Genomic DNA, 26,091 nt, shown 5'->3' on the forward strand with positions numbered 1-26,091 from the left:
CACTGATTCGCCACAGCGGGATATGAAAAAACGGCCCATGTTCCTTAAACCTCCGTATTCCGATCATAACCCTCGCCTAATGTTAACATAACTGCATGCCCAAAGGAAACATGGATGGCAATTAATCTGTGCGCCTGGAGTGGACAGTATCCAAAGTTCCCCGGGTGTATCGTAAGTTGGGTCCGGTTATGCTAGAATAAGAAAAGCGTCTACCGACGCGGTTCAACACATTTATATATAGAAGTGGTGATGACGATGTCCAAAACAAAAGAAAATACACGGGTCGTCGTTGGCATGTCCGGAGGTGTCGACTCTTCCGTAACCGCACTGCTGCTGAAAGAGCAAGGTTACGATGTCATCGGCATTTTCATGAAAAACTGGGACGATACGGACGAATTCGGCCATTGTACCGCTGAAGAAGATTCAGAGGACGTGCGCCGGGTGTGCGAGCAGATCGGCATTCCCTACTACACTGTCAACTTCGAGAAAGAGTATTTCGATAAAGTATTTACCTATTTCCTCGATGAATATAAGTCCGGCCGGACTCCGAATCCGGATGTCATGTGCAACCGCGAAATCAAATTCGGCGAATTCCTGAACAAGGCTCTTGATCTTGGCGCAGATTACGTCGCTACCGGCCACTATGCGCGCCTTGTTGAAGAGAATGGCGCTTACAAGCTGCTTCGCGGTGTGGACAGCAACAAGGATCAGACCTATTTCCTGAACGCGCTGAACCAAAATCAGTTGTCCAAAGCCATGTTCCCGATCGGTCATCTGCCGAAGCCGGAGGTTCGCAAAATCGCTGAGGCCGCCGGGCTGTATACCGCTAAGAAAAAGGACAGCACTGGTGTCTGCTTCATTGGCGAACGCAACTTTAAAGAATTCCTGAGCAACTACCTGCCTGCCAAAGGCGGGGACATGATCGATATCGTGACCGGCGAAGTCAAAGGTCGCCATGACGGACTGATGTATTATACGCTGGGTCAGCGCCAAGGTCTTGGCATCGGCGGATCGGGCAATGGGGAACCATGGTTCGTTGCCGATAAAGATCTGGAACGCAACCAGCTGCTGGTTGTGCAGGGCGATTCTCATGCAAGTCTTTATTCCACGGGATTGACCGCAACCGGCGTGAATTGGATTGCCGGTTCAGAGCACATTCCGAGCGGGTCTTTCCGTTGTACGGCGAAGTTCCGTTACCGTCAACCAGACCAAGGCGTTACGCTCACCTGGAATGCGGACGGAAGCGTGGACGTGCAATTCGACCAACAACAAAAAGCCATTACGCCTGGACAGGCTGTCGTGTTTTATGATGGCGACGTCTGCCTTGGAGGCGGAACAATCGACCAGGTGCAAAAAGTGCCTGTGCCGGCTTTGGGCTGATCAGTCCACGAATTCCATACCTGTATGTATGGAGCTTTCTACACAAGCATAAAAGCCAATAAAAGCCATCCCTATCATGTATACCATGGAGGATGGCTTTTTTCCTTCTTTTCCCTGCAAAAAAATCCGAATACCCGGTTTATGCAGTGATCCACGTGCCGCAAAATGAGGCCAACGTGCCCACGATGACCGAACTGACGACGTAAAGGACCGCTCTACCATACCGTTTCCGGCTTATTAGACCCATGGTCTCATAACCAAATGTGGAGAAGGTCGTGTATGCACCGCAAAATCCTGTACCTACGATGACCCACAGCATATCGGAAATGGCTGCAGACGCGTGCCAGCCATAAAGCATTCCAAGCAGCAGCGAACCGCTGATGTTGATCAGCCATGTTCCCCATGGAAACGAAGTGCCTAACCGGGCAGACACCCATCGTCCCAGCGAATACCGCAGGATCGAACCCATCATGCCTGCTGCACCGATCCAGATGATCATGCCTGCGCACCGCCCCTTCCATCCCTTCTCAACATTTGCTCTCCCCAGCGGATACCGACCGAGCAAAGCAAGAGTCCTGCCGCGATGCTAGTGAATACATACGCAGCCGCACTTATCCAATGTCCGCCTTCCGCCAATCGCACCATATCGAGCGCAAAGGTTGAAAAGGTCGTGAACGCGCCGGTAAACCCCGTGCCGATGGCCAGGCGCAGCTCAGCCGAAATTTTGTGAGGTACGGCTACCGTGAAAAACCACCCCAGAAACAGGCTGCCCACCGCGTTGATCAGCAGCACCCCCCAAGGGAAGCCCCCATTGTCCTGCGGTATCCACAGCTGGACGCCGTAACGGGTCAACGTGCCCGCAATGCCGCCAAGCCCAACATAAACAAGTTCCTTCATGACGCAAGACATCTCCAGACGTTATACTTTTTCCTTCTCCCTAATGATAGTGGATTATCGAGATTTAAACCATGGGGTCCCGCAGGTACAAGGGAAAAGGCGGTCGGAAGCTGAATTTCTCACGCTGGCAAATGCGGATCAAATAATGCCAGGTTCTTCATGGCCTCTTTTACTTTATCTTTATTCAACAGGAAGTATTTTTCTCCCGGCGCATGGAACGTCGTGGCTGGAGTATCCGGGCCGCACAGCCGCATGATGGGTGCGTCCAAATCGAAAAGCAGTTCTTCGGCAATGATGGCCGATACCTCTGCCCCAATACCTCCTGTTTTGTTGTCTTCATGCACAATCAGCACCTTTCCCGTTTTCCGGACAGCCTCCAATATCCCTTCTTTATCTAAAGGTTGGAGTGTTCGTAAATCGAGCACATGTGCAGAAATCCCTTCTTCTTCAAGTTCTTCTGCAGCATGTTCTATAAACATAAGCGGCATGCTGTAACTTATTACAGTTATATCGGTCCCCTCGCGAAGCACATTGGATTTGCCGATGGGTACCGTATAGTCGTCTTCCGGCACTTCACCCTTCACCAGCATGAAGCATTTCTTGTGCTCGAAGTACAGTACGGGATCGGGATCTCTGACCGCGGCTTTCAGCAAACCCTTTGCATCGTAAGGTCTATAAGGGGCTACGATTTTAAGGCCCGGGGTTCCGAAAAACACCGATTCTGCGCATTGGGAATGATAGAGTCCACCGAAGACGCCGGCTCCGATGGGAGCACGAATCACAAGCGGACAACTCCAATCATTGTTGGAACGATAGCGGATTTTGGCTGCTTCGCTGATAATCTGGTTCGTTGCCGGAAACATGAAATCGGAATACTGCATTTCGGCGATCGGCTTCATTCCATACATGGCAGCACCGATCGCTACCCCGGCAATCGCCGATTCGGCAAGCGGCGTGTCCAAAACTCGTTCTTCGCCAAACATGTCGATCAGCCCTTTTGTCGTTGTATAGACTCCCCCCTTGACTCCGACATCTTCGCCCAATACAAAAACGTTCTCATCCCTCGCCAATTCTTCCTGCATCCCAAGGCGGATCGCCGATACATAATTCATGATTGCCATTGACCCTACTCCCCCTCTAATTCATTCTGCATATACATGGTCCAACGAAGACTCCGGCGTTGGCAACGGGGCCTTATCCGCATAGTTTATCGCATCATCGATTTGTTTTTTGAGCTGAGATTGCAGTTCTTCCTCATGAGCGGCACTCCATATTCCGCAATCGATCAAATATTGTTGGTACTTGGGAATTCCGTCCTTAGCCCGGTTCTCCTCTACTTCGTCCTTCGTCCTGTACAATAAATCATTATCGGCAGTGGAGTGCGGCGAAAGTCGGTATAACATGGCTTCAATGAGCGTTGGCCCTTCCCCGCGAATCGCTCTCTCCCGAGCTTCCTTTACGGCTTTGTAAACCTCAAATACGTTGTTCCCATCCACTCGTACACCTGCAATCCCATAGCCTCGCGCACGGTCAACAACCCGTCCACCAAGCTGCTTATGGATCGGCACGGAAATCGCATACTGATTATTCTCGCACATCAAAATGACCGGAAGTTTGTGAACCCCCGCAAAATTGCAGCCTTCGTGAAAATCTCCTTGATTGCTGGATCCTTCCCCAAAGGTTACAAAACTCACTAACTTCTCATTTTTCATTTTTGCCGCCAGCGCTATGCCAACGGCATGGGGCACTTGCGTAGTAACCGGACTGGAACCAGTTACGATCCGAAGCTTTTTATATCCAAAGTGGCCAGGCATTTGACGGCCTCCGCTATTGGGGTCTTCCGCTTTGGCAAATACGGACAGCATCAATTCTTTGATGCTCATGCCTAGCGCTAGGACGAGGCCATAATCGCGATAGTAAGGGAGGAAGTAATCCGTCGACTTGTTGAGGGCATATGCAGCAGCGACCTGTGCCACTTCTTGTCCAATGCCTGAAACATGAAAATTAATTTTACCTGCGCGCTGAAGCAGCAAATTGCGTTCATCAAATTTCCGTGCCATTACCATCGTTTTATACATGTCAATAGCCTCTTCATCGGTCAATCCCAGTGAATGATGAAGAACACGTTCTCCCGCTATGCCAGTTTCGCTCATGAAAGTGCCCCCCTAAAGTCGGATTCAAGTTCTATTACATCAATTTACTATATTACTATCTCAATTCAATCAAATCAATAATTTGGAATTACAAGAATACTCTAACTATTTTGGGGTCAGATCAAGCCTGCTGTTAAAAATCCTCTAACCTGATCAGCGAATCATCATTATACTTCGAAACCGACGATGTTAATCCACAGCTCTTTCTAGCTTATTATGAAACTATGAAATAAAGCAGCACGAGCTTTGCAGAAAAAGAAAAAAGCCGCCTTCAGAGAATACTGAAAGCAGCTTATCGTGCACAAACCACATATTACATTCTACTCATTCCTTAAGGTAACCAGACACGTAGACATTCATATCCGTTACCCTCTCCGACGCTGCTGGTTGAGGCGAATCTTGGATTCGTTCCCCTGCTCGGTCGCCTCATAGAAAATGCGGCGCGACAGCTGTTTCGGCAAATACTCCTGCTTCACGTAATGTCCCGGATAGTTGTGCGGATATAGGTACCCCTCGTGCCCAAGCTTGGCCGCTCCGGCGTAATGGGTATCACGAAGATGCAGCGGCACCTCCGCCGACTTCACTTCCTCGATCGCTTCCATCGCTTTGGAAATGGCCGTATACACGGCATTCGATTTCGGACTTTCCACCGCAAACAGGATCGCCTGCGCAATGTTGAGTTTGGCCTCCGGCCAGCCGTTGTTGCGATACGCGTCCAGCGCGCCGATGGCCTGCGTCATGGCCTGCGGATTGGCAAGGCCGATATCCTCGCTGCTCGCCGCAATCAAACGGCGAATAAACACCATCGGGTCCATGCCCAGCTTTTCCACCGCGTACAGAAACCAGAACAGGGCGGCATCGCTGGAACCGCGAATGCTTTTGTGAAACGCCGACAACACGTCGTATTGCGTCGACTCGTCCGCGCGCACGATGGGACGGCGAATGGATTCTTCCGCAACCGCGAGCGTAATATGGATGGAACCGTCCGTTTCCGGCGGCGTGGTCAGTGCGGCCAGTTCCAGGGCATTCAGCGCGCGCCGAATGTCCCCGTTGGCCATCGTCGCGATATGCGATAGCGCCTCTTCGTCCGCCTTCAGCTCCATGAAACCGAGGCCCTTGTCCGCATCTTGCAGGGCACGACGCATGGCAATCAGCGAGTGCTCCTTGTTCAGCGGCTCCAGTTGAAACAGCGTTGAGCGGCTCATCAAGGCCCCGTTCACGTAATGAAACGGATTCTCCGTCGTCGCCCCGATAAAAATAATGGTGCCCTGTTCCACCGCAGGCAGCAGCGCATCCTGCCGCGAGCTGTTGAAGCGGTGCACCTCGTCCAGAAACAGAATCGTTTTGGTGCCGTACAGCTGCTTGTTCGTCTGGGCTTGCTCGATCACTTCACGAACGTCCTTCACGGACGCATCCACCGCGTTCAGCCGAACGAAATTACCCTGCGTGTGCTTGGATATGATATGCGCCAACGTGGTTTTGCCGCATCCTGGAGGACCATACAGCAGTATGGACGAAATCTGGTCGGCCTCGATGGCGCGGCGAAGCAGCTTGCCCGGCCCGATGATATGCTCTTGCCCGATATATTCTTCAAGCTTCTCCGGACGCATCCGATCGGCAAGCAGTCTCGCCTTCGGCTCCGCATCCTGTTGAAACGAAAACAAATCCATCATTATTCACTTCCTTAACTGATTGGCCTGCTCTCTATCATACCATATTCCTGCGCGATCAAATCGATAAACGCCCGCATGGCACTGCTGATGAACGCATCCTTGCGCGTAATGAAATACGTCGTCATATGATCCTTTCCTGCAGGGAGCGAATGCTTGCGAAGCATGCCGCCGGCAATCTGCTGCCGCACGACAATCTCGGGCAGGAGGGAAATCCCCATACCTGAAGCCACTCCGCTAATAATGGCCTCCAACGTGCCGAACTCCATGATCGCTGGGCGGTGAACACCACTTTCCCTCAGCCAGTTTTCCAATATTTCGCGATAGGAGCACCCGCGGCTATAGACCAGAATCGGCTTGGCGTACAACTCTTCCTGATCGGCATTCATGCCGGACGATACGATAAACACTCGCTCGTTAAATACCGGAATCGCGCGCAAATCGGGATGATCGCAAGCACAGCCGATGAACGCCCCCTCCAGTTCGTAGCCAACGACCTGATCGATCAATACCTGAGAGTTGCCGGTCGTCAAAGACAACGATACTTGCGGATGGCTCTTGTAATACAGCGAAAAAAGCTCGGGTAAACGCACCGCAGCCGCAGTCTGCGTCGAACCGATGCGCAGCGGTCCGGACGGCGTCCCGGTGGCTTGAAGCGCCTTCGTTGCTTCTTCAAGCAACCCTACGACTTTGTCCGCGTAAGTCAATAGAAGCTCCCCGGCCGGAGACAGCGTCATGCCCCGGTTATGCCGAATAAAGAGAGCCGTTCCCAATTCGTTCTCCAAATGCCGGATTCTTGCGGTCACATTGGACTGAACATACCCTAACCTTGCCGCTGCTCTGGTCACGTTTCCCTCCTGTGCAACGCACTGAAATATGCGCAAATCTCCGCTTTCCATGGACAACCGCCCCTTCCGATACTACCTTGATCCCGTTTTTGATATCATTCAAAATGATTTCTGGTTCATTAACAATCATTATACAGCATGCTCGCTCGGCGCTACAATCAGTGTAACAGGCAAGCCGGTTTGCCAACATCACTGAATCCAATTCATCAAGAGGAGTGTAACCATGAAAATATCCGAACAAACCGTAGCGATCGTAACTGGCGGCGGCACAGGAATCGGCAGAGCCGCCAGCGTGCTGTTGTCCCGGCACGGGGCAACCGTAGCAGTCAATTATTCGCGTTCCCGGCTGGAAGCCGAGGCGACCGTGCAGCAGATACGGGACACCGGCGGACGCGCTTTTGCCGTGCAAGCCGACATCGCCGATGATCAGGCAGTACGTCAGATGGTTGCCGGCATTGAACGTGAACATGGCCCCATAACGGCACTGGTCAACAATGCGGGTATCACGAGACATATTCCGCTGCAAGATCTGGATGCCGTCGACGATGACGCATGGGACACGCTTTATAACGTCAATGTCAAAGGCATGTTTTATTGCGCAAGGGCTGTCTCCAAAGGCATGCGGCAGGCCGGACATGGCGCGATCGTCAACCTTGGCAGCATTGCCGGCATGACCGGATCAGGCTCCTCCGTCCCTTACGCGGCATCCAAAGCCGCCGTGCATGGGTTGACCCGCTCCCTTGCCCATGCTCTGTCTCCCCACATCCGGGTTAACGCCATCGTTCCTGGAGCGGTTTCCACGCGTTGGTGGGCAGGCAACGAGGCACGTATGGAACAGTTGGGCGGACAACTGTTATTGCAGCGCATATCCTCTCCTGAGGATATTGCCCATATGATCGTTGCCGCGCTGGAGCAGCCGTCCATGACCGGACAGCTCATCACGGTCGACGCGGGTCAAACGTTATGAGCGTTGGTGAACAAGTTAAAGGAAATGTTAACGATCGAGCCAAAGGATTAAAACCATTAAAGCACGTTGTTTTGATTTTGCTCACAACGCTGATTATGGGCACGTCGTTCCCCGTCGGCAAAATCGGCATGGCGTACGCCCCTCCTTTTCTGCTGATGGGACTTCGTTATGTGCTGGCAGGCGCCTTGCTGGCGTGGATCGTCAGAAAGCGACCATTACCAAAAGGCTGGAAGCAGTGGATGCAAACAGCCATTATCGGCTTGTTTCAATCCGCAGGGGTCATGGGCTGTGCCTATTACAGCATGAACTGGCTAACTTCGGGGGAATCCGCGATCATCACGTTTACGAGCCCGCTGCTGTTCATTCTGTTTAGCACATTGCTGGATGGCGTATCATACCGGCTCAGTCAGTGGAGCGGCGTACTCCTTGGCATCGCGGGCGTCGCCGTCGGTTTTGGCTTTCAACTCAGCTTTAGCCCGGGAACGCTGATCGGATTGGCGGGAGCCGTCTTTTTCGCCATTTCCACCATACTGGTCAAACGTTGGGGAAGCGAACAGAATACCTATGTACTCACTTCCTATCAAATGCTTGCGGGCGGTATCGTCTTACTGATGCTGAGCGCATTTACCGAGCAACCCGCGTTTGCGCTAAACGCAACCTCGTTTATAGTACTGATATGGCTGGTGCTGGCCTGCTCGATGGTGCAGTTTTCGCTCTGGTTCTATTTGCTGCACAATAGCGACCCTGCACGCACCAGCTCGTTTCTGTTCCTCGCGCCGTTATTCGGTGTTGCTTGCAGCTGGGTCCTGCTTGGAGAACGGGTGCAATGGGTTATGGGCGTTGGAGCCGCTTGCGTCTGCATCGGCATTTATTTGGTTAACCGCAAAGGAAGCGCTTCTGACAAGAAGATCCCATCGAAATTCATCTCGCCTCGGCCATCCAAAGGATAGAAAAGAGAAAACACGGAATGTCGACCTCGTATTCATTTGCAAGCCAAAAACAACCTGTTCCGTGTAGTACATCACCCTTGCCATAAACATACAGAAAAAGCATGGCGCCCCCGGCACCATGCTTTACTATTTATCTTATCGTTATATCGAATCGTCAGGCCACCCTTGTACGCTGACCACATCACCTTCCGGATTTTGCGTTGCCGCAGCATATTCGGGCAGCGCTCCGTCATGGAACAGCCACAGTTCATGCAGCGCCCGCGTGCAGCCGACGTATAACAGCTTGGCGTCACCCGCATTTGGCAAGTAGTGCGCTCCGTCCACGTCGGCCACGATGGCCGCATCGAACTCCAACCCTTTGGAAAGATAGACCGGCAGAACCGAATGGCCGCCAGCATACTGCTTTTCGCCCCCGTCGATGAGGTTAAGCTCCCATCCTGCCTGCTCCAGCTCGCGATGCAGTTCAATCGCTTCATGCAGCGTCCGAGTCAGAATCGAAACCGTGCGGTAGTCTTTGCTTGTGAGCCATTTCAATGCACGTTCCAAACTCGCGGTCCTTCCCTTCTGTTCGTACGGTAACACACGCACCGGGTCACCGCTCCGGAAGACCGGGATGGCCGTAATACCACTTCGAACCCCCTGCTCGAGAATCGTGTTTGCATAGTCAATGATCTCCATCGTCGAGCGATAACTTCGAGTCAGGGCGAAATAGGCATTATGTTCCTCGGCAAACAGCGAGCTCATCTCATTCCAAGCATGGACGCCGCGGTATTCGTGAATCCCTTGGGAGAGGTCACCCAAAATGGTAAACGAATGTCCTTTGACGTACAAATCCAGCAAGGCCACATGGAACGGGGAGAAATCCTGCGCTTCGTCGATGACCACATGATCGAACCGCGCAGCGCCGTCAATATCGTGAACTAATGTGTGGATATACACGAGCGCGGGCAGGTCCTCTTCGCGAATCACGTTTTGTTTCAGGTCGGCCGCCGTCTGTTTAAGCACATTCTTCGGAATGCGCGCCATGATCCCTTCTGGCACGGTTCCGCCTTTGGATGCCTTGAAAAGCTGTTTGTACAGCGTCAGCGGTTCATACTCCGCCCACTTTTTGGCATATGCCTTCTCGCGGGTGGCCGCCTTCTTTTTGCGCTCCTTGCGCAGTGATTCGGAGGAGGTTTTCTTGAGTTCCATTTCGATCCAGCGATGAATCCGCGCCATCACCCGTTCCTTGCGTTTAGCCAGCGGGTAATGCTTGTATTCGTCGCTGAACCAGCCATCGATTTCCTTTTTCGCGAGCACGGCTCCGTCCCACGGACTGAAATCCAGATCCGGTACCGCACTGGCCTCCATGCCGGTCAGCCACTCGCGCAGCAGCTCCATGAAACGGATCGAACCCTTGTACCTCCCAGGCACGTCATCGTTCAGCTCCGGCTTGGCATCCGGCGTTTCGAACCACGCCTGCAAGGTTTCCTGCGAGTCTGCCAGCGGCAGCTCCAGTCCCAGCAGGTTCACCGCCCAATCCGGGAACGTGCTTTGCTGGATATCGCCCACGCCCAATTCTGGCAGGACGTCCGAGATATAATCGAGAAACATATGGTTGGGCGCAAAAATGACCATTTTTTCTGCCGATACCTGCTCCTTATACTGATACAGCAAAAAGGCCAGCCTATGCAGGGCCACGGTCGTTTTTCCCGAGCCTGCCACGCCCTGGATGATCAATGCGGTGTTTTTGGCGGCGCGAATGATCTGGTCCTGCTCCGCCTGGATGGTCGATACGATATCCCGGAGCTTGTTGTCCTTGTTTTCGCCGAGCCGATATACCAAAAATTCATCCGAAACCGCCGGCTGATCGCCTTCGCGGTTATATGTATCCGCCACCCGTTCCAAAATGCGCTGGCGAATAACTACGTTCCGTTTCAGGTAAACGAGCCCTTCGACAAGCCCTTCCGGCGCTTCATACGTCGCCATGGCTTCTCCGCCGGTAAACGAGTAAAACAGGCTGGCAACGGGTGCGCGCCAATCGATCACGAGCGGATGCTCACCCACCTCTTCGCGGTCCACCCCGATTTTGCCGATATACAGCGGCTTTCGTTCATCGCTGCCCTGTTCTTCAAAATCAAGACGCCCGAAATAGGGTTGCTGCGCGCTCTTGGCCAGATTGCTGCGGCGTTCCTCACGTCCCGCCTCCAGCACTTGCTCCGTGAAATCGTGGCCGGTATAGACCGGAATGTTTCTCAACCGTTCCAACTGGCGGTCCACTTCTTCCATCGTTCGCTTCAACCTGTTTTCTTCTTCTTGATAGGCACTTTGAAAGCTTTCTGACATGTTTCAGTTACCTCCTAAGAATATGTTATTTTGCATAGCCGTTTACGGACGACACAAAAGGATATTTACTATATCACATTGACAGCGCGAAAGCTATATATCCTTGCGATTTAAAGGAAGCCGGCAATCTAAAAGCAAGCCTTAATTTCTGTCCATAAGAGGAATTTGACGCAAAAAAATACGACACCCTCTTCAAGCCTTGACAGGCATGATTCGGGCACCGCATGAATCCCCAATATACTTTACGATGTCGCATCGCCGGCCTCTTCCGTTTGCGACACGAACTGTTTTTGCGCCAGCTCGCGGTACACCTCGTGACTGCCAAGCAGCTCCGCATGCGTGCCCGTTCCGGTCACATGGCCGTGCTCCAGCACAACGATTTGGTCCGAGTCCACCACGGTGGACAACCGATGCGCGATGACCACCGTCGTTCGACCCTGCATCAGGTTGGACAAAGCTTGCTGCACTTCATGCTCCGATGTGCTGTCCAGGCTTGAGGTTGCTTCGTCCAGCAGCAGCACGTCAGGGCTGCGCAGCAAAGCGCGCGCAATGGCGATTCGCTGGCGTTGTCCCCCCGACAGCTTGATGCCGCGTTCCCCTACCTCGGTGTCGTATCCTTGCGGCAGCTTCTCGATAAACTCCTTGGCATAGGCCATCTCGGCCGCCCGCCGGATCTCCTCCACACTGGTTTCACGTCCCAAGCCGTAGGTGATGTTGTCCTTCACCGTGCCAGCCATGAGCGGACTTTCCTGTGAGACATAACCGATTTTGCTGCGCCACGAAGATAACGAATACGCCGTTATTGGTTTCCCGCCGTAGGTGATGCTGCCTGCCTCGGGGCGATAAAACTGCTCCAGCAAAGAAAAAATGGTCGATTTGCCGCTGCCGCTCGGCCCCACGATCGCGGTCACTTTGCGTGCAGGCAGCATCAAATCGATGCCGTGCAGCACTTCTTCTCCGGTCACGTACGAGAAGCGCACGTTGTTGAACGCAATGTTTTCATTGCCTTTGGGAGCCTCTTCGGTCTGATCGCGCGGCTCCTCCTCGTGGGCCAGTATGGCCTGGATGCGCTCGGTGGCTCCTACCACTTTTTGCAAACGAGAATATAGCGTCGTGAATTGCCCCATCGGCATGATGACTTGGAACAACAGCAGAATGAATGCAACCAGCTCCCCGGCCGACAGCAGGCCCGATGCCACGCGCATGCCTCCTACGCCGAGAATGACGACCAGCACCGCGGTCATGACAAACGTGAACAGCGGTCCGATCAGCGCCAGTATCCTCGCCTCCTGCAGACCAAAAGCAAACATTTTACCGATTCTGGAGCTGCCCGCGTCGCTTTCTTGCTTTTCGGTACCGTATGCTTTTACGAGACGGATTTCACCGATGACCTGGCTTAACACCGACGTAAAACCCGCCATCTCATCCTGCTGTTTCTTCGAAATCTGGTACATTTTCCGGCCAACGGGCAGCAGGATCAGCAATGTTAGCGGAACGAGGCTCAGAATGATCAACGACATGACCCAATCCAGGTAAAACAGGAGAGCCACGCCGCCGACCACCGCCACGATGTTTGATATGAACGAAACGAGGTAATCGGCGATCAGCGTCATAATTTGACTCGTATCGTTGGTAATGCGGCTCATCGTATCCCCTGTGCGGTTGCGGTCGAAATACGGCATCGGCAGCGATAACACCTTGTTCCACAACTTGGTGCGGAGCGTTGCGACGACCCGTTGTCCCGCATAGTTCAGCAAATAAATGCTGATTCCCGCTGCGATCGCCTGAATGACAAAAGCGCCAATGAGCATGATGATGACGGATTTATTCAATGCGGACATCGTCAGTCCGTCAATCAGCCCTTTGGTCATGAGCGGCACGATCAATCCGGCCGTCGTCTGAATCAGCGTGAGGATCAGGGCCACGATGAGAATCAGCTTCGGCGGCTGAGTCGAGGCGATCAGTTTTGCGAAATCCTTGAATCCCTTTTTCCCCAATTTAGGTTCTGTTTGCTTCTTTTGCTCCGTATCTTGCATGGTCCTCCTCCTTACCCTTCATTCACACCTCAATCATACGACTGAACGCCCCATTTCGTTTCTCGGATTCGGATTTGCTTGATGATGTCTTTTAGGCTACAAAATGCCGTGCAAAATGAAATTGGCCAAGAACAGAATGGAGATGCCGTACATGACCCCCGGAACGTTTTTTCCTTGTCCTGCAGCCAGCTTTGCGAGCGGATAAGCGATGAATCCAAACGCCATGCCGTCCACGATGCTGTACGTAAAAGGAATCATGACCATGATCAGAAATGCCGGGAAAGCTTCGGTAAAATCGCGAAAATCCATCTGCCTTACGTCCTGAACCATCAAGCCCCCGATGATGATCAAAATAGGTGCAATCGCGCTGTCCGGAATATAACCGAGCAGCGGAATGAAGAAAAAGGTCGCGCCGAACAGCACGGCCGTCACGAGCGGCGTAAGGCCCGAACGCCCGCCTGCGGCGATGCCTGCCGTCGTTTCCGCGGCTGCCACAGCCGGGCTGCTGCCGAAGATGCCTGCAAACACATTGGTTACGGACAGGGCACGCAAACTGCCTTTGAACCGTTCCGGACGGCCGATCAACTGCGTCTGTGCAGTGATCAGGCCGATATTTTCGAATACAACGATCAACAACAACAGGAAAACCGCGATCCAAAAGGCGAGCTGCGCCAAATGATCGAACGACAGCTGGGCGAACAGGCCGCCGTATTGGCGGATCGCTGCTCCGGCTGACACCGGCTCTCCCGGCTGCACGGCTCCAAGCACATAGGCCAACGCCGTTCCCGCCAATATGCTGATCAGCAGGCCGCCGGGCACGTTGCGAATGAATAATATCAGCGCGATGACCAGCGTGACGCAAGCGGTGATGACCCCCGGTTCGCCGAAATGCCCGATCGTCACAAACGTCGTCTGGTGCGCGATCACGATCCCGCTTTTTTGCAGGCCGATAAAGGTCAAAAACAGCCCGATGCCTACGGTAATGCCATGCTGCAAGTTTTTGGGTATGGCTTCGCTGACCATTTTATATAACGATGTAAAAGCAACGACCGCAAACAGAATGCCCGTAACGGTGACGACGGCCAGTGCCTCCTGCCAGCTCAGCTTCATGGAATGCACCAAGGTATATGTAAAAAACGCGTTGATCCCCATGCCCGGCACAACCACGATCGGGGATTTGCCCCAGAACGCCATGAGCAGGCAGCCTGCGATGGACGTCAGCAGCGTGCCAACCATCGCCGCCTGCAGCGGCATGCCGGCATCCGCCAAAATTGTAGCATTGACCATGACGATGTATACCACGGCAAAATAGGAAATCGCTCCCGCGATCAGTTCCTTTTTCCACTGGTTCCCCGGCTCCAATCCGAGGCGTCTGGTCATCCATCCTTGTTTCATCTGATTTCTATTCCCCTCTCTGACGCTGCAGTTCCCTATGTATTCAGCATGACGCGCAGCACCCCATATCATACACGCTTTTGTTGTTGAAGTACATGACGTACGCTTGACGCTTGGAAGGTTTTTCGGGATTGCGAACATCGGTGATACATCGCGGATTGCAGTCGAATTTCACAAAAAAGGCAGGCACCGTAACGGCACCTGCGCTTTTTATGAAAAGCTTAATTTTTCTTCTTTTTCTCGGCGATTTCAAGCAGCTCTTTGACCACGACGCTGACCATGATCAGCCCGACCACCGGAGGGACGTAGGCGTTGCTTGCCGGCGGCTGCTTGGCTTTGCGGATTTCCGGAGCGTTCTCGGGAACGATCTTCTCCGTAACGTCCGCGCGAGGTTTCATCGGCTCCTCGGTGGAGAATACCACCTTCACGCCTTTTTTGATGCCGTCTTTGCGCAGCTTCGTGCGCACCACGCGGGCGATCGGGTCCATGGACGTTTTGGAAATGTCCGCCACCTGGAATTTCGTCGGGTCCATTTTGTTGGCCGCACCCATGCTGGAAATGATCGGAATGCCGCGCTTCAGGCACTCCTTGATGAGATGGATTTTGTAAATGATCGTATCCGAAGCATCCACCACGTAATCCAGCTCGTATTTGAACAATTCTTCATACGTCTCTTCGGTATAGAACATGTTCAGCGCGATCGCTTCGCACTCGGGATTGATCAGCTTGACCCGTTCCACCATCAGGTCTGCCTTTTTTTGGCCCACGGTCGTGGTCAAGGCATGGATCTGACGGTTGATGTTGGTGATGTCCACGACATCCTTGTCGATCAGGATGATACGACCAACGCCGGTACGGGCGAGGGCCTCCACCGCGATGGAGCCGACGCCGCCAATGCCGAGCACCGCAACGGTGCTGTTTTTCATCGTTTCAAGACCTTCAGGTCCGATTGCGAGCTCTGTTCTTGAAAATTGATGGAGCATTGAGAATCAGATGCCTCCTTTATTTCTTTTCCGCCACCGGTTTGCGGGCTACGCGGATATGCAGCTGTTCCAGTTGATCCAGATCTACTTCGGATGGAGCGTTCATGAGCAGGTCCGTTGCACTTGCCGTTTTCGGGAACGCAATCGTTTCGCGCAGGTTGGTGCGTCCAGCCAGCAGCATGACGAGACGGTCGAAACCAAAGGCGATCCCGCCGTGTGGTGGTGTTCCGTATTCGAATGCTTCAAGCAAGTAACCGAATTTTTCTTTCGCCACTTCCGGGGAAAGTCCCAGTGCGTCGAACATTTTTTCCTGTACGTCGCGTTTGTAAATACGCATCGAACCACCGCCGACTTCGTAACCGTTCAATACGAGGTCATACGCTTGGGCACGGATCTCGCCCGGATTGCTGTCGAACAGGTGCAGATCCTCGTCTTTCGGACGTGTGAACGGATGGTGTTCAGCTACATAACGTTTTGCTTCTTCATCATAACCGAGCAGTGGGAAGTCCACAACCCAAGCGAATTTGAATTTGCTGTCATCGATCAGGCCAAGCTGGCGGCCGATTTTGAGACGCAGGTTGCCGAGCACGTCGGCAACGACTTTTTTGTTGTCGGCAGAGAAGAGCAGCAAGTCCCCTTCTTCGGCTCCAGTACGTTCTTTGAGCGCTTCGATCTCTTCCGGCGTGAAGAACTTCACGATTGGCCCTTTGAATTCGCCGTCTTTCACTTGAATCCAAGCCAGACCTTTGGCGCCATAACGCGCAGCGAACGGACCGAGGTCGTCGATTTCCTTCCGGCTCCATGTGCCGCAGCCTTTCGCGTTCAGCACTTTCACTTCGCCGCCTTTTTCGATGACGGAAGCAAAGACTTTGACGCCGCTGGTCGCAACGATGTCGTTCACTTCGATCAATTCCATGCCGAAGCGCAGATCTGGCTTGTCGGAGCCGTATTTGCCCATGGCATCCGCATAAGTAATGCGTTGGAATGGCAGTTCGAGCTCAATGCCTTTCGTCTCGCGCAGCAATTTCGCCATCAATTGTTCCATCATCGGCAGCAGGTCATCCTGTTGCATGAAGGACGTTTCAATGTCGACTTGCGTGAACTCCGGCTGGCGGTCAGCACGCAGATCCTCGTCACGGAAGCAGCGGGCGATCTGATAGTAACGCTCCAGTCCACCGACCATCAGCAACTGCTTGTAAATTTGCGGGGACTGAGGCAGGGCGAAAAATTCGCCTTCATGCACGCGGCTCGGCACGAGATAGTCACGCGCGCCTTCCGGCGAGCTCTTGGTCAGGATCGGCGTTTCCACTTCGATGAACTCTTCGCCATCCAGGAAGTCGCGGAATACTTTGGCTGCTTTGGAACGCAGCTTCAGCGTATCGAACATTTCCGGGCGGCGCAGGTCCAAATAACGATATTTCAAACGAAGAGACTCATCGACTTCAACGCCGTCTTCGATGAAGAACGGAGGTGTTTTGGCCGCATTCAGCACTTCGATTTCGGTCACTTGCACTTCGATTTCACCTGTAGGCAGGTTCGGGTTTACCGTTTCGGCATCGCGCTTCACGACTTTACCGGATACGGCAATGACGTACTCGCTGCGCACTCTGTCCGCAATGGCAAGGGCTTCGCCGGAATATGCCGGGTTGAATACCACCTGCACGATGCCGCTGCGGTCGCGCAGATCGATGAACAGGACGCCTCCAAGGTCACGACGGGTTTGAACCCAGCCGTTCAGTGTTACGGTTTCACCGATGTGTGCGTTCGTCAAAGCGCCGCAATGATGACTTCTTTTCATAATCAGACTCCTTATTATTTGAAATTCCCTCCCTGTACGAAGGCAGCCGCTCAAGGCCGCCCTGTCCAGTTCGGTTGTGTGAATAACGTTAATTTAGCCGCAAACCTTTCCAGCTCGTTTCCGATTCGGGAAGAATGTCAGCGGTTCAGTGGTTTCCTCTTACCGCAGCGGCCAGGTCATCCAGCTTCACGGTCCGTTGTTCGCCCGTTTCCATCGCTTTCAGCGCAATCTCGCCGCGCTCCAGCTCGTCATCCCCAAGGATGGCCGTATAACGGGCTTTGAAACGGTCTGCCGATTTCATCTGGGCTTTCATTTTGCGGCCTAGATAATCGCGCTCGCCGGACAGCCCGGATTGACGCAGCTTGAACAACAAGCGATTGACTTCGCGATCCGCCGCCTCGCCGAGGGCAACAAAGTACACGTCCAGCGGAGCAAGCTTGCTAACTTCGATATTCTGGTGCTCCAGAATAAGCTGGATGCGTTCCAGGCCGATACCGAAACCGATGCCCGGCTGATCCGGTCCGCCGATGTCGCCGACGAGTCCATTGTATCTGCCGCCGCCGCCGACCGTATCGATTGCGCCAATGCCTTGTGCTTTCAATTCGAACGCAGTCAATGTGTAATAATCCAGTCCGCGAACCAAACGATGATTCACGGCATAGTCCACGCCGAAGTCTTCCAGATATGACTTCAATGTTTCAAAGTGATTCAGGGACTCTTCATCCAGGCTGTCCAAAATGGACGGTGCGCCTGTGAATTTGTCTTGATCCACCTTGCAGTCGAGCACGCGAAGCGGGTTGCGCTCCATCCGGGATTGACAGTCTTTACACAGGCTGTCTTTCATCGGTCTGAGGAACGACAGCAGCTGCTCGCGATAAGCCGCCCGGCTTGCCGGGTTGCCGACGGAGTTGATCTCCACTTTAACGTCCTGCAGTCCAAGCTCCACGCACAGCTGATAACCAAGCGCGATCACTTCTGCGTCGATCGACGGATCGACCGCCCCGATCGCTTCCACGCCAAACTGGTGGAATTGGCGCTGACGTCCTGCCTGCGGGCGCTCATAACGAAACATCGGTCCGATGTAATACAATTTGCTGACATCAGGTTCGCCATACAGTTTGTTTTCCACGTAAGAGCGAACCACGCCGGCAGTGCCCTCTGGACGAAGCGTCATGCTGCGGTTCCCTTTATCATCAAACGTGTACATTTCCTTTTCCACGATATCCGTCGTTTCGCCTACGCCGCGAACAAACAAAGCTGTCTGTTCAAATATAGGGGTACGAATTTCGCGGTAATTATACCGACGGCACAAGTCGCGTGCTTTTTCCTCAACGGCCTGCCATTTCTCGACAACACCAGGCAGCAAATCCTGCGTTCCTGTTGGTTTTTGAAATGCCATGATTCATCCCTCCATCATTTTAGTTCTCTATATAACAAAAAAATCCCTCGCCCTGCTTGCCGAATCATCGGCAAACAAAGGGACGAGAGATTGTGTTTAACATTCACCCGTGGTACCACCCACATTCCGGAACACCCGACGCCACACAGACCAGTCAAGTTTGTCATGAACCGATGCGTGAGGTCACCTCATCAGTCATTCATTCCGCTCCACGTATAACGCACGTCCTGCGCAGTTCGGCTACTGGCCACCGGAGAAGCTCCGCTGTGTTCGCCGCCTGTTCTCGGGGAAGTCATTCATCCGCTCATCAAGAGAATCCTTACAGCCTGGGGATTCTTCTCTGTTCTTGTGGGTTCGGATTACTTGGTCCCGTCATCGAATCGTCGATTCATCAGTTTTAACGTTATAATATGACGTTAAAAGTTAATTTATTTCCTGATTGTAATGAACCGCAGTACTAAAGTCAAGAGCTAACGCTCAAAGGAAGCAAAAAAAAGCCTGCACACCGTGTGCAGGCTCAAAAGATATATAAAAAAGGGGGTCATGTCTGTTATTATAAACAGGCTATGTTAAAGACCCATGAATCCAATGTTACAGGATCATTACAAAAATGATAGCGCTTTAATTTAATTCCTCCACGTACGCTCCATTGCTTCTCAGCTTGTGAATGATTTCGTTATAATCCTCGTCATTCACCTTGGCCGAAAGAACATAGCGCAGATCTCCAAAATCAGTTGTGGATATATTGGATGCATTCAACATGTCATGATCCTCATTTACGCGCTCCCTCGTTCCCCCATCGGCATCGCGGTCCACCGGGGCCACGACGGGAATCACGTTCTCGCTCGCCGGAACTCCGGGAGAAGAACCCACCCCCATTGCGCCGTTCGTGCCCGCTGCGCCAGCCGTGTTGTAAGGAACCAAGGGCACCATCAGCTTTTGGTCCCTTCCGATCGCATCGTCCAGCTGCCCTACCTCCAATTGCTCCGTGCGAAACGTCTGCAATGACGTTCTTGCTCCCTCTGCGTCATCTTCGGTACGAAAATAAGCCTGAATATGCTTTGCCATGCCAATCCCTCCTTTTCATTTCGGCGAAATGCTCCATTCCATCCGGGCTGATTATGATGCGGGAACAGGAGCATTAGGCTGCCCTGCTCCTGCCCCGTAATGAAACGGTTAGATAACCTTCAACAGTTCGCGAACGAAAGCCGGTTCGTCCTTCGGCGTTCGCGACGTAATGAAATTTCCATCCACAACCGCTTCATGATCCTGGAATTCGGCTCCTGCATTGACCATGTCGTCCTTCAGCGGCGGGTATGCGGTAATCGTGCGTCCCTTCAACAGATTGGCGCTTGCCAAAATTTGCGGTCCATGGCAGATGGCGGCAATCGGTTTTTTGGCGCTGTTGATCTCCGTCACGAATTTCAAAATGTGAGCATCGGTTCTCAAATTTTCCGGGGACGATCCCCCGGGAATGACCACGGCATCATAGTCGGCTGCAACAGCGTCTGCAATGGCTTTATCCGTCGTGTATGTTGCCTTGCCGTTCTTGCCTTTCAACACTTCTCCGGCTTTGAGGCCGATAATTTCGACATCGTGTCCGGCTTGCTTGACCTCATCGTAAGGTACCTGCATTTCCGAATCCTCGAACTCGTTTGCCAACAAAAATGCGATTTTGCTCATTGGTCATGCTCTCCTTTCACACTGGTCAACCCCGTTGATTTCCTGCGGTTCGTTTCATGTCTGGAAACCATGGTCGCTTTTTTCAGGCGTCTTACTGCAAAAGTAAAGCGCTTGTGCCTAGTTTGTTATTACCCTAACAAGCTTCTTTTATAACAGGTCCTGAGTGAACGGTCGGCTTCTTCCACCATATCGTTATTTGCGGAAACAACAAAAAGCCATGATTCGAGTCATGGCTTTTTGCTGTGGCATCCTCAAACGCGTGGGAGACGCGGCGGTTTGCCCTTATCCTTCTCTTGAACGAACCAGATCGCTGCAACACAATCCGCTGCCGCCCGGGCCAACTGAAGCGATTCATGCATGCTGCCCGGAGGAAGCAGAGGTTCCAAGCGCGAACGGCTTTCCTTCGTGGATTGGCGCATAATGATGGCGTGCTCCTTTGCCCTGCTACGGGCTGCAGATTTCAACATATCCTTCATTATGGCCTTTCCCCGCCGGGATTATGCCTGGCCTTCCTGACGAATCGGGCTTTCCACCATGAGCGTCACCGGTCCCCAATTGGTAAAGGTCACATCCATCATAGCCCCGAAACGACCGGTTTCGACTTGAATGCCCTTATCACGCAGCAATTGGTTGAAGGTTTCATACAATGCAGCCGCCGTTTCAGGTCTTGCCGCAGCCGCAAAGCTGGGACGCTTGCCTTTGCGGCAGTCGCCGTACAAGGTGAACTGGGAGACCGACAGAACGGCTCCGCCCACGTCAATCAGGCTGAGATTCATTTTCTCCTGCTCATCCTCGAAGATCCGCAAACCGGCGATTTTGTCGGCCAGATAAACGGCATCCTTTTCCTTATCCTCATGCGTGATGCCGACCAGCAGCATCAGGCCGGATTCGATCTGTCCGGTCACTTCGTCCCCGACGGTAACCCGGGCTTCTTTGCAACGTTGTACAAGCACTCTCATGCTTAAGCTCCTTACTGCATGATGCGATGTACGGAGTAAACGTCCTTCACTCGTTTGATCCGTTCCACAACCGAATGCAGGTGTTCCGTATTTCGAATCAAAATGGTAACATGCACCAATGCCAATTTGTTTTTGTCTGTCCGTCCGGTAACGGCGGAAATATTCGTTTTGCTTTCCGAAACGGCTTGCAGCACTTCATTGAGCAAACCATTGCGATCGTGGCCCGTAATCTCAATGTCGACGCTGTAGTTGGCTTCGATATTTTCTTCCCACTCCACCTCGATCACGCGAGCTGCCTCATCCCCGTCCGAGCCTGAAGGAATGTTCGGGCAGTCCCTGCGGTGCACGGACACGCCGCGACCACGCGTGACATAACCAATCACGTCATCTCCGGGCACAGGGTTGCAGCAACGCGCAAAACGAACGAGAAGGTTGTCAATGCCTTTGACGCGAATGCCGTTGGTTGGGCGGTTTTTGCGTTCCGGCGCAGGCTTCAGCTCACGCATCTCCGAGTTCAGCTCCAGCAGGCTGTTTTCTTCCTGCTCCCGGCGCAGCTTCTCGGTGGCTTTTGTAACGATCTGCGCGGCAGTGATTCCTCCGAATCCGATCGCTGCAAGCATGTCCTCAATGTCGTTAAAGGCAAATTTCTTGGCAGCTTCCAGGAGTTTCTCATCGCTCATCCATACGGAAGGCTCCAGCCCCATTCGCTTCAGCTCGCGTTCAATGCCCTCGCGGCCTTTTTCAACGTTTTCTTCACGGCGTTCCTTCTTGAACCATTGCTTGATCTTCGAACGGGCATGGGACGACTTGGCGATTTTGAGCCAGTCCTGGCTTGGGCCGTAGGAATGCTTGGACGTCAGGATTTCAATGATATCCCCGGTCTTCAGGCTGTAATCCAGCGGAACGATCCGTCCATTGACCTTGGCACCAATCGTGCGATTGCCCACTTCGGTATGAATGCGGTAAGCGAAATCAAGCGGCACGGATCCTGCCGGAAGTTCGATGACTTCGCCTTTTGGCGTAAATACGAATACAAGATCCGAAAAGAAATCCATTTTGAGCGATTCGACAAACTCGGACGCGTCTTTGGTTTCGTTTTGCAGCTCCAGAATCTCGCGGAAAAACGTGATTTTGTCTTCGAAATTGTTGACGGACGCAACGCCTTCCTTATAAGCCCAATGTGCCGCAATACCGAACTCGGCCGTGCGATGCATGTCCCATGTTCGAATCTGAACCTCGGTCGGTTCCCCGTTCGGTCCCACCACCGTCGTATGGAGCGATTGATACATGTTCGCCTTCGGCATTGCGATATAATCCTTGAAACGCCCGGGCATCGGCTTCCACAACGTATGAATGATGCCGAGCGTAGCATAACAGTCCTTGATATTATCCACAATAATACGAATCGCCAGCAGATCGTATATTTCATTGAACTGCCGGTTTTTGGTCGTCATTTTTTTGAACACGCTATAGATATGCTTGGGACGGCCGGACAAGTCCGCCTGAATGCCCATTTCATCAAGCTTGGCTTTGATTCCGTCCATGACCGTATCGATGTACTGTTCCCGCTCAGCCCGCTTTTTGTGCATCAGGTTGGCGATTCGGTAATACTGCTGCGGGTTCAGGTAGCGCAGAGCAATATCCTCCATCTCCCATTTGATCGCGGATATCCCGAGACGATTGGCGATGGGGCAGAAAATTTCCAGCGTTTCGTAGGAAATCCGACGCTGGCTCTCCTCCGACTGGAATTTGAGGGTTCTCATGTTATGCAGGCGGTCTGCCAGCTTGATCACGATGACACGGATGTCCTGTGCCATGGCAATGAACATTTTGCGATAGTTCTCGTTCTGCTGCTCTTCTTTGGAACGGAACTGAATTCTCTCCAGCTTCGTCAAACCATCGACAAGCATGGCGCACGTATTGCCGAATTGGTTGCGAATCTCCTCCAGCGACACTGTCGTGTCTTCCACGACATCATGAAGAAGCGCTGCAATAATGGAAATCGTATCCATCTGCATGTTCACAACGATATCAGCAACCGCAAGCGGATGCAGAATATATGGCTCTCCCGATTTTCGCGTCTGTCCGTGGTGGGCCTGATCAGCAAATTCGTAAGCTTCACGTATGCGCACCAGATCGGCTTCTTTGATGTAGGCCCCGGCCTTCTCAAGTAATTGCTCTATGCCCATTCTGATCTGTTCCGTGTCCTTTCTATACAAAATGGAACCCGTGACATTTGCATCTACACAGGTTCCCCGTAAAAGTGATTTCCTATAATTATGACGCTTCACCCGTTTTCCGTCAACTGCTGACGAATGGGCGAGAAGATGATGGTGACTTGCGCGAAAGGCTTGTCGAATAAAGGCTGCTCGATGAAAATGCCAACTTTCTTTATTGTAATACAGTATAGCCGTTTGCCGAAGAATTAGAATAGGTAAGCCATTCATTTTGCATTATTCGTCTTTTTTCACACCTTGCCACAATATACGGATTACAAATCACCAGCCAACCCTATATATAGTACCATTTCTATCAGGATCGTGATTTCACTCACTTGATATTAACGTAAAAACGAACAATTCGGCGATTTTCGCAAAAAATGTTATTGCTTATTCTTCGGAAAGTCTGTACTATATTGAAGATTTGTGTTTCGGAAAAAGGAGATGAGCATTTCGTGCAGCGTGAAATTCAGGTAAATGAAAAAATGCCTTTTGGACCTGGCTTCTTATTAAGTTTGCAGCACCTTTTCGCCATGTTCGGGAGCACGGTTCTCGTGCCTAACCTGTTCGGCGTCGATCCAAGCATGATTCTGTTGATGAACGGGATCGGGACATTGCTGTACATTCTGATATGCAAAGGTAAAATTCCGGCTTACCTCGGCTCCAGCTTTGCCTTTATCGCCCCGGTATCCTCCGTCCTGCTTAAACATCCGGAGAACGGGTATTCGATGGCGCTTGGCGCGTTCATCGTAACTGGCATCGTATTTTGCATCGTTGCCTTGGTCATCAAATATGCGGGTACAGGCTGGATCAACGTGGTCTTCCCTCCTGCAGTCATGGGCGCGATCGTCGCGCTGATCGGTTTGGAATTGGTTCCGGTTGCTGCCGGAATGGCAGGAATCATCAACTCGGACCCCGTGAATAATCCGGATTGGGTGCCTACCGCACAGCCCATTATTTTATCCATGGTCACATTGGGGGTTACAGTCATCGGAGCGGTTACGTTCCGTGGATTTCCCAAGATCATTCACATTCTGATCGGGATTGTAGTCGGTTACCTGCTCGGGTACGCTATGGGCCAAGTGGAAACCGATAAAATTGCCAATGCCGATTTCGTGTCCATGCCTACCATTACGACGCCTACCTTCGACTGGTCCGTTATTCTAACGATTCTACCTGTAGCCTTGGTCGTTATTGTCGAACATATCGGACATTTGCTTGTCACAAGCAGCATTGTGGGCAAAGACCTTTCCAAAGATCCTGGTTTGCATCGTTCCCTTCTCGGCAATGGGATTTCCACCATCTTTTCCGGTTTCGTCGGTTCAACGCCTAACACGACATATGGCGAAAACATCGGTGTCATGGCTTTGACCCGAGTATACTCAACCTATGTTATTGGCGGCGCTGCGATCATTGCTGTTATTCTTTCGTTCTCCGGGACATTCTCGGCATTGATTGCGAACATTCCCGTTCCGGTCATGGGAGGCGTGTCCTTGCTTCTGTTCGGTGTCATTGCAGCTTCCGGTCTTCGCATCCTGGTCGAACAAAAGGTGGATTTCGCCAAACCGACCAATCTGCTGTTAACGACTTTGGTATTGGTTGTGGGACTTAGCGGCACTCAAGTAACCTTCTACGGCGTTCAATTGAAAGGTATGGCACTGGCAACCATCTTGGGCATCTTGCTCAGCCTGTTGTTCAAATTGTTCGAAGTGCTTGGCTGGTCGAATGACAAAGAAGATAAGGCGATTCTGACCGAGAAAACGCCTGACTGATTTCATCCGCAACATGAAAAAAGCCAGTTCACTCCCTCCTTTAACGGAGGCAGCGAACTGGCTTTTTTGCAGTCATTCATGCCATGTATTATTTCCCGGGAAACGGGAGTAATCGGTTTGGTTTAGTAATTCATCAACGTGAACACGTCGATATTCGGCAGTTTAGCCCGCCCGTTCAGTTCATCCAACTCGATCAGGAACGCAGCACCAACCACGTTGCCGCCCAATTGCTCAATCAATTTGACGGAGGTAGCGATGGTGCCGCCGGTTGCCAACAGGTCATCGGCAATCAGCACGTTCTGTCCTTTCTCGATCGCATCGATATGCATAGCGAGCGTATCTTTGCCATATTCGAGGTCATAACCGGCTTCGATCGTTTCACCAGGCAGCTTCCCGCTTTTGCGGATCGGCGCAAAACCAACGCCAAGAGCATAGGACAATGGAGCACCCACAACGAAACCACGCGCTTCCGGTCCGGCAATGACATCGATTTTCAGATCGGAAACCATCGTTTTCAGTTCATTGATCGCCTTGCGATACATTTCTCCATCCTTCAACAGCGTGGTAATGTCCTTGAAGCTGATTCCCGGCTGCGGAAAATCCGGAATGACACGAATATAATCTTTGAAATCCAAAATTAATCTCCTCCTAAAATAA

General features: G+C 52.3%; 22 protein-coding genes. 4 read left to right on the plus strand and 18 right to left on the minus strand.

Going from position 1 to position 26,091, the window contains the following annotated elements:
• The first annotated feature begins 249 nt into the window (after positions 1–249).
• Positions 250–1,380 (plus strand): tRNA 2-thiouridine(34) synthase MnmA, encoded by a 1,131-nt coding sequence (mnmA, locus tag RSX24_RS16740; RefSeq protein ID WP_290371445.1) that lies wholly within the window; start codon positions 250–252, stop codon positions 1,378–1,380.
• A gap of 139 nt (positions 1,381–1,519) precedes the next feature.
• On the opposite strand, the gene crcB (RSX24_RS16745) is transcribed toward mnmA, so the two are convergent.
• The 6 genes from crcB (RSX24_RS16745) to RSX24_RS16770 all read right to left on the minus strand — a co-directional run bounded on the left by crcB (RSX24_RS16745) (position 1,520) and on the right by RSX24_RS16770 (position 6,999).
• Positions 1,520–1,879 (minus strand): fluoride efflux transporter CrcB, encoded by a 360-nt coding sequence (gene crcB / locus RSX24_RS16745; protein ID WP_236415463.1) that lies wholly within the window; start codon positions 1,877–1,879, stop codon positions 1,520–1,522.
• Positions 1,876–2,277, minus strand: coding sequence for a fluoride efflux transporter CrcB (gene crcB, locus RSX24_RS16750; protein ID WP_236415462.1), 402 nt, complete (start codon positions 2,275–2,277; stop codon positions 1,876–1,878). The genes crcB (RSX24_RS16745) and crcB (RSX24_RS16750) overlap by 4 nt, the downstream gene beginning before the upstream one ends.
• Positions 2,278–2,396: 119 nt before the next feature.
• A complete protein-coding gene (locus RSX24_RS16755) occupies positions 2,397–3,398 on the minus strand; it encodes an alpha-ketoacid dehydrogenase subunit beta (RefSeq protein ID WP_343261239.1) in 1,002 nt (333 codons plus the stop codon).
• A gap of 21 nt (positions 3,399–3,419) precedes the next feature.
• Positions 3,420–4,430 carry a thiamine pyrophosphate-dependent dehydrogenase E1 component subunit alpha gene (locus RSX24_RS16760; protein WP_339274247.1) on the minus strand — a complete coding sequence of 337 codons (1,011 nt, stop codon included), beginning with the start codon at positions 4,428–4,430 and terminating at the stop codon, positions 3,420–3,422.
• Positions 4,431–4,795: 365 nt separating this feature from the next.
• Entirely contained in the window at positions 4,796–6,100 is a 1,305-nt protein-coding gene (locus RSX24_RS16765; RefSeq protein ID WP_236415825.1) for a replication-associated recombination protein A, read from the minus strand.
• A gap of 14 nt (positions 6,101–6,114) precedes the next feature.
• Positions 6,115–6,999, minus strand: coding sequence for a LysR family transcriptional regulator (locus RSX24_RS16770; protein WP_343261240.1), 885 nt, complete (start codon positions 6,997–6,999; stop codon positions 6,115–6,117).
• A 172-nt stretch (positions 7,000–7,171) separates the two neighbouring features.
• Between RSX24_RS16770 and RSX24_RS16775 the strand changes: the two genes are divergently transcribed.
• Together RSX24_RS16775 and RSX24_RS16780 are read left to right on the plus strand one after the other, a co-directional pair.
• A complete protein-coding gene (locus RSX24_RS16775) occupies positions 7,172–7,915 on the plus strand; it encodes an SDR family NAD(P)-dependent oxidoreductase (RefSeq protein WP_343261241.1) in 744 nt (247 codons plus the stop codon).
• Positions 7,912–8,865 (plus strand): DMT family transporter, encoded by a 954-nt coding sequence (locus tag RSX24_RS16780; RefSeq protein WP_343261242.1) that lies wholly within the window; start codon positions 7,912–7,914, stop codon positions 8,863–8,865. The genes RSX24_RS16775 and RSX24_RS16780 overlap by 4 nt, the downstream gene beginning before the upstream one ends.
• Positions 8,866–9,006: 141 nt before the next feature.
• Here the strand turns inward: RSX24_RS16780 and RSX24_RS16785 are convergent, their stop codons facing one another.
• From RSX24_RS16785 to RSX24_RS16835, 11 genes are all read right to left on the minus strand, one after another.
• Positions 9,007–11,190, minus strand: a complete 2,184-nt coding sequence (locus tag RSX24_RS16785; RefSeq protein ID WP_343261243.1) for a HelD family protein — start codon at positions 11,188–11,190, stop codon at positions 9,007–9,009.
• 242 nt (positions 11,191–11,432) lie between these two features.
• On the minus strand, positions 11,433–13,226 hold the full coding sequence (locus RSX24_RS16790; RefSeq protein ID WP_343261244.1) for an ABC transporter ATP-binding protein: 1,794 nt from the start codon (positions 13,224–13,226) through the stop codon (positions 11,433–11,435).
• A gap of 96 nt (positions 13,227–13,322) precedes the next feature.
• Positions 13,323–14,621 carry an NCS2 family permease gene (locus RSX24_RS16795; protein ID WP_236415450.1) on the minus strand — a complete coding sequence of 433 codons (1,299 nt, stop codon included), beginning with the start codon at positions 14,619–14,621 and terminating at the stop codon, positions 13,323–13,325.
• Between the two features lie 221 nt (positions 14,622–14,842).
• Positions 14,843–15,604: a tRNA threonylcarbamoyladenosine dehydratase gene (locus RSX24_RS16800; RefSeq protein WP_236415448.1), complete on the minus strand. Its 762-nt coding sequence runs from the start codon at positions 15,602–15,604 to the stop codon at positions 14,843–14,845.
• Between the two features lie 19 nt (positions 15,605–15,623).
• Positions 15,624–17,402 carry an aspartate--tRNA ligase gene (gene aspS, locus RSX24_RS16805; protein ID WP_236415446.1) on the minus strand — a complete coding sequence of 593 codons (1,779 nt, stop codon included), beginning with the start codon at positions 17,400–17,402 and terminating at the stop codon, positions 15,624–15,626.
• A 145-nt stretch (positions 17,403–17,547) separates the two neighbouring features.
• Positions 17,548–18,801 (minus strand): histidine--tRNA ligase, encoded by a 1,254-nt coding sequence (hisS, locus tag RSX24_RS16810; RefSeq protein WP_343261245.1) that lies wholly within the window; start codon positions 18,799–18,801, stop codon positions 17,548–17,550.
• Positions 18,802–19,422: 621 nt separating this feature from the next.
• Entirely contained in the window at positions 19,423–19,869 is a 447-nt protein-coding gene (locus RSX24_RS16815; protein ID WP_236415443.1) for a hypothetical protein, read from the minus strand.
• Positions 19,870–19,977: 108 nt separating this feature from the next.
• Positions 19,978–20,484 (minus strand): type 1 glutamine amidotransferase domain-containing protein, encoded by a 507-nt coding sequence (locus RSX24_RS16820; RefSeq protein ID WP_339274261.1) that lies wholly within the window; start codon positions 20,482–20,484, stop codon positions 19,978–19,980.
• Between the two features lie 251 nt (positions 20,485–20,735).
• A complete protein-coding gene (locus RSX24_RS16825) occupies positions 20,736–20,960 on the minus strand; it encodes a hypothetical protein (RefSeq protein WP_343261246.1) in 225 nt (74 codons plus the stop codon).
• A gap of 21 nt (positions 20,961–20,981) precedes the next feature.
• Positions 20,982–21,443: a D-aminoacyl-tRNA deacylase gene (gene dtd / locus RSX24_RS16830; protein WP_343261247.1), complete on the minus strand. Its 462-nt coding sequence runs from the start codon at positions 21,441–21,443 to the stop codon at positions 20,982–20,984.
• Positions 21,444–21,454: 11 nt separating this feature from the next.
• The gene (locus RSX24_RS16835; protein ID WP_236415824.1) at positions 21,455–23,632 is read right to left on the minus strand and encodes a RelA/SpoT family protein; all 2,178 of its coding nucleotides are present in this window, start codon (positions 23,630–23,632) and stop codon (positions 21,455–21,457) included.
• Between the two features lie 485 nt (positions 23,633–24,117).
• On the opposite strand from RSX24_RS16835, the gene uraA reads away from it, so the two are divergent.
• Positions 24,118–25,434, plus strand: coding sequence for a uracil permease (uraA, locus tag RSX24_RS16840; protein ID WP_343261248.1), 1,317 nt, complete (start codon positions 24,118–24,120; stop codon positions 25,432–25,434).
• 122 nt (positions 25,435–25,556) lie between these two features.
• Here uraA and RSX24_RS16845 read toward each other — a convergent pair whose 3' ends face one another.
• Positions 25,557–26,069 carry an adenine phosphoribosyltransferase gene (locus tag RSX24_RS16845; RefSeq protein ID WP_236415438.1) on the minus strand — a complete coding sequence of 171 codons (513 nt, stop codon included), beginning with the start codon at positions 26,067–26,069 and terminating at the stop codon, positions 25,557–25,559.
• Positions 26,070–26,091 lie beyond the last annotated feature (22 nt).

It is taken from the genome of Paenibacillus hubeiensis, assembly GCF_032334105.1.
GTDB classification, from domain to species: Bacteria; Bacillota; Bacilli; order Paenibacillales; family Paenibacillaceae; genus Paenibacillus; species Paenibacillus hubeiensis.

What these genes read in the sequence shown, in the direction of transcription:
- mnmA (WP_290371445.1), top strand. Translation starts at nt 250, where the DNA reads ATGACGATGTCCAAAACAAAAGAAAATACACGGGTCGTCGTTGGCATG.
- crcB (WP_236415463.1), bottom strand. Translation starts at nt 1,879, where the DNA reads ATGATCATCTGGATCGGTGCAGCAGGCATGATGGGTTCGATCCTGCGG.
- crcB (WP_236415462.1), bottom strand. Translation starts at nt 2,277, where the DNA reads ATGAAGGAACTTGTTTATGTTGGGCTTGGCGGCATTGCGGGCACGTTG.
- RSX24_RS16755 (WP_343261239.1), bottom strand. Translation starts at nt 3,398, where the DNA reads ATGGCAATCATGAATTATGTATCGGCGATCCGCCTTGGGATGCAGGAA.
- RSX24_RS16760 (WP_339274247.1), bottom strand. Translation starts at nt 4,430, where the DNA reads ATGAGCGAAACTGGCATAGCGGGAGAACGTGTTCTTCATCATTCACTG.
- RSX24_RS16765 (WP_236415825.1), bottom strand. Translation starts at nt 6,100, where the DNA reads ATGGATTTGTTTTCGTTTCAACAGGATGCGGAGCCGAAGGCGAGACTG.
- RSX24_RS16770 (WP_343261240.1), bottom strand. Translation starts at nt 6,999, where the DNA reads ATGGAAAGCGGAGATTTGCGCATATTTCAGTGCGTTGCACAGGAGGGA.
- RSX24_RS16775 (WP_343261241.1), top strand. Translation starts at nt 7,172, where the DNA reads ATGAAAATATCCGAACAAACCGTAGCGATCGTAACTGGCGGCGGCACA.
- RSX24_RS16780 (WP_343261242.1), top strand. Translation starts at nt 7,912, where the DNA reads ATGAGCGTTGGTGAACAAGTTAAAGGAAATGTTAACGATCGAGCCAAA.
- RSX24_RS16785 (WP_343261243.1), bottom strand. Translation starts at nt 11,190, where the DNA reads ATGTCAGAAAGCTTTCAAAGTGCCTATCAAGAAGAAGAAAACAGGTTG.
- RSX24_RS16790 (WP_343261244.1), bottom strand. Translation starts at nt 13,226, where the DNA reads ATGCAAGATACGGAGCAAAAGAAGCAAACAGAACCTAAATTGGGGAAA.
- RSX24_RS16795 (WP_236415450.1), bottom strand. Translation starts at nt 14,621, where the DNA reads ATGAAACAAGGATGGATGACCAGACGCCTCGGATTGGAGCCGGGGAAC.
- RSX24_RS16800 (WP_236415448.1), bottom strand. Translation starts at nt 15,604, where the DNA reads ATGCTCCATCAATTTTCAAGAACAGAGCTCGCAATCGGACCTGAAGGT.
- aspS (WP_236415446.1), bottom strand. Translation starts at nt 17,402, where the DNA reads ATGAAAAGAAGTCATCATTGCGGCGCTTTGACGAACGCACACATCGGT.
- hisS (WP_343261245.1), bottom strand. Translation starts at nt 18,801, where the DNA reads ATGGCATTTCAAAAACCAACAGGAACGCAGGATTTGCTGCCTGGTGTT.
- RSX24_RS16815 (WP_236415443.1), bottom strand. Translation starts at nt 19,869, where the DNA reads ATGGCAAAGCATATTCAGGCTTATTTTCGTACCGAAGATGACGCAGAG.
- RSX24_RS16820 (WP_339274261.1), bottom strand. Translation starts at nt 20,484, where the DNA reads ATGAGCAAAATCGCATTTTTGTTGGCAAACGAGTTCGAGGATTCGGAA.
- RSX24_RS16825 (WP_343261246.1), bottom strand. Translation starts at nt 20,960, where the DNA reads ATGAAGGATATGTTGAAATCTGCAGCCCGTAGCAGGGCAAAGGAGCAC.
- dtd (WP_343261247.1), bottom strand. Translation starts at nt 21,443, where the DNA reads ATGAGAGTGCTTGTACAACGTTGCAAAGAAGCCCGGGTTACCGTCGGG.
- RSX24_RS16835 (WP_236415824.1), bottom strand. Translation starts at nt 23,632, where the DNA reads ATGGGCATAGAGCAATTACTTGAGAAGGCCGGGGCCTACATCAAAGAA.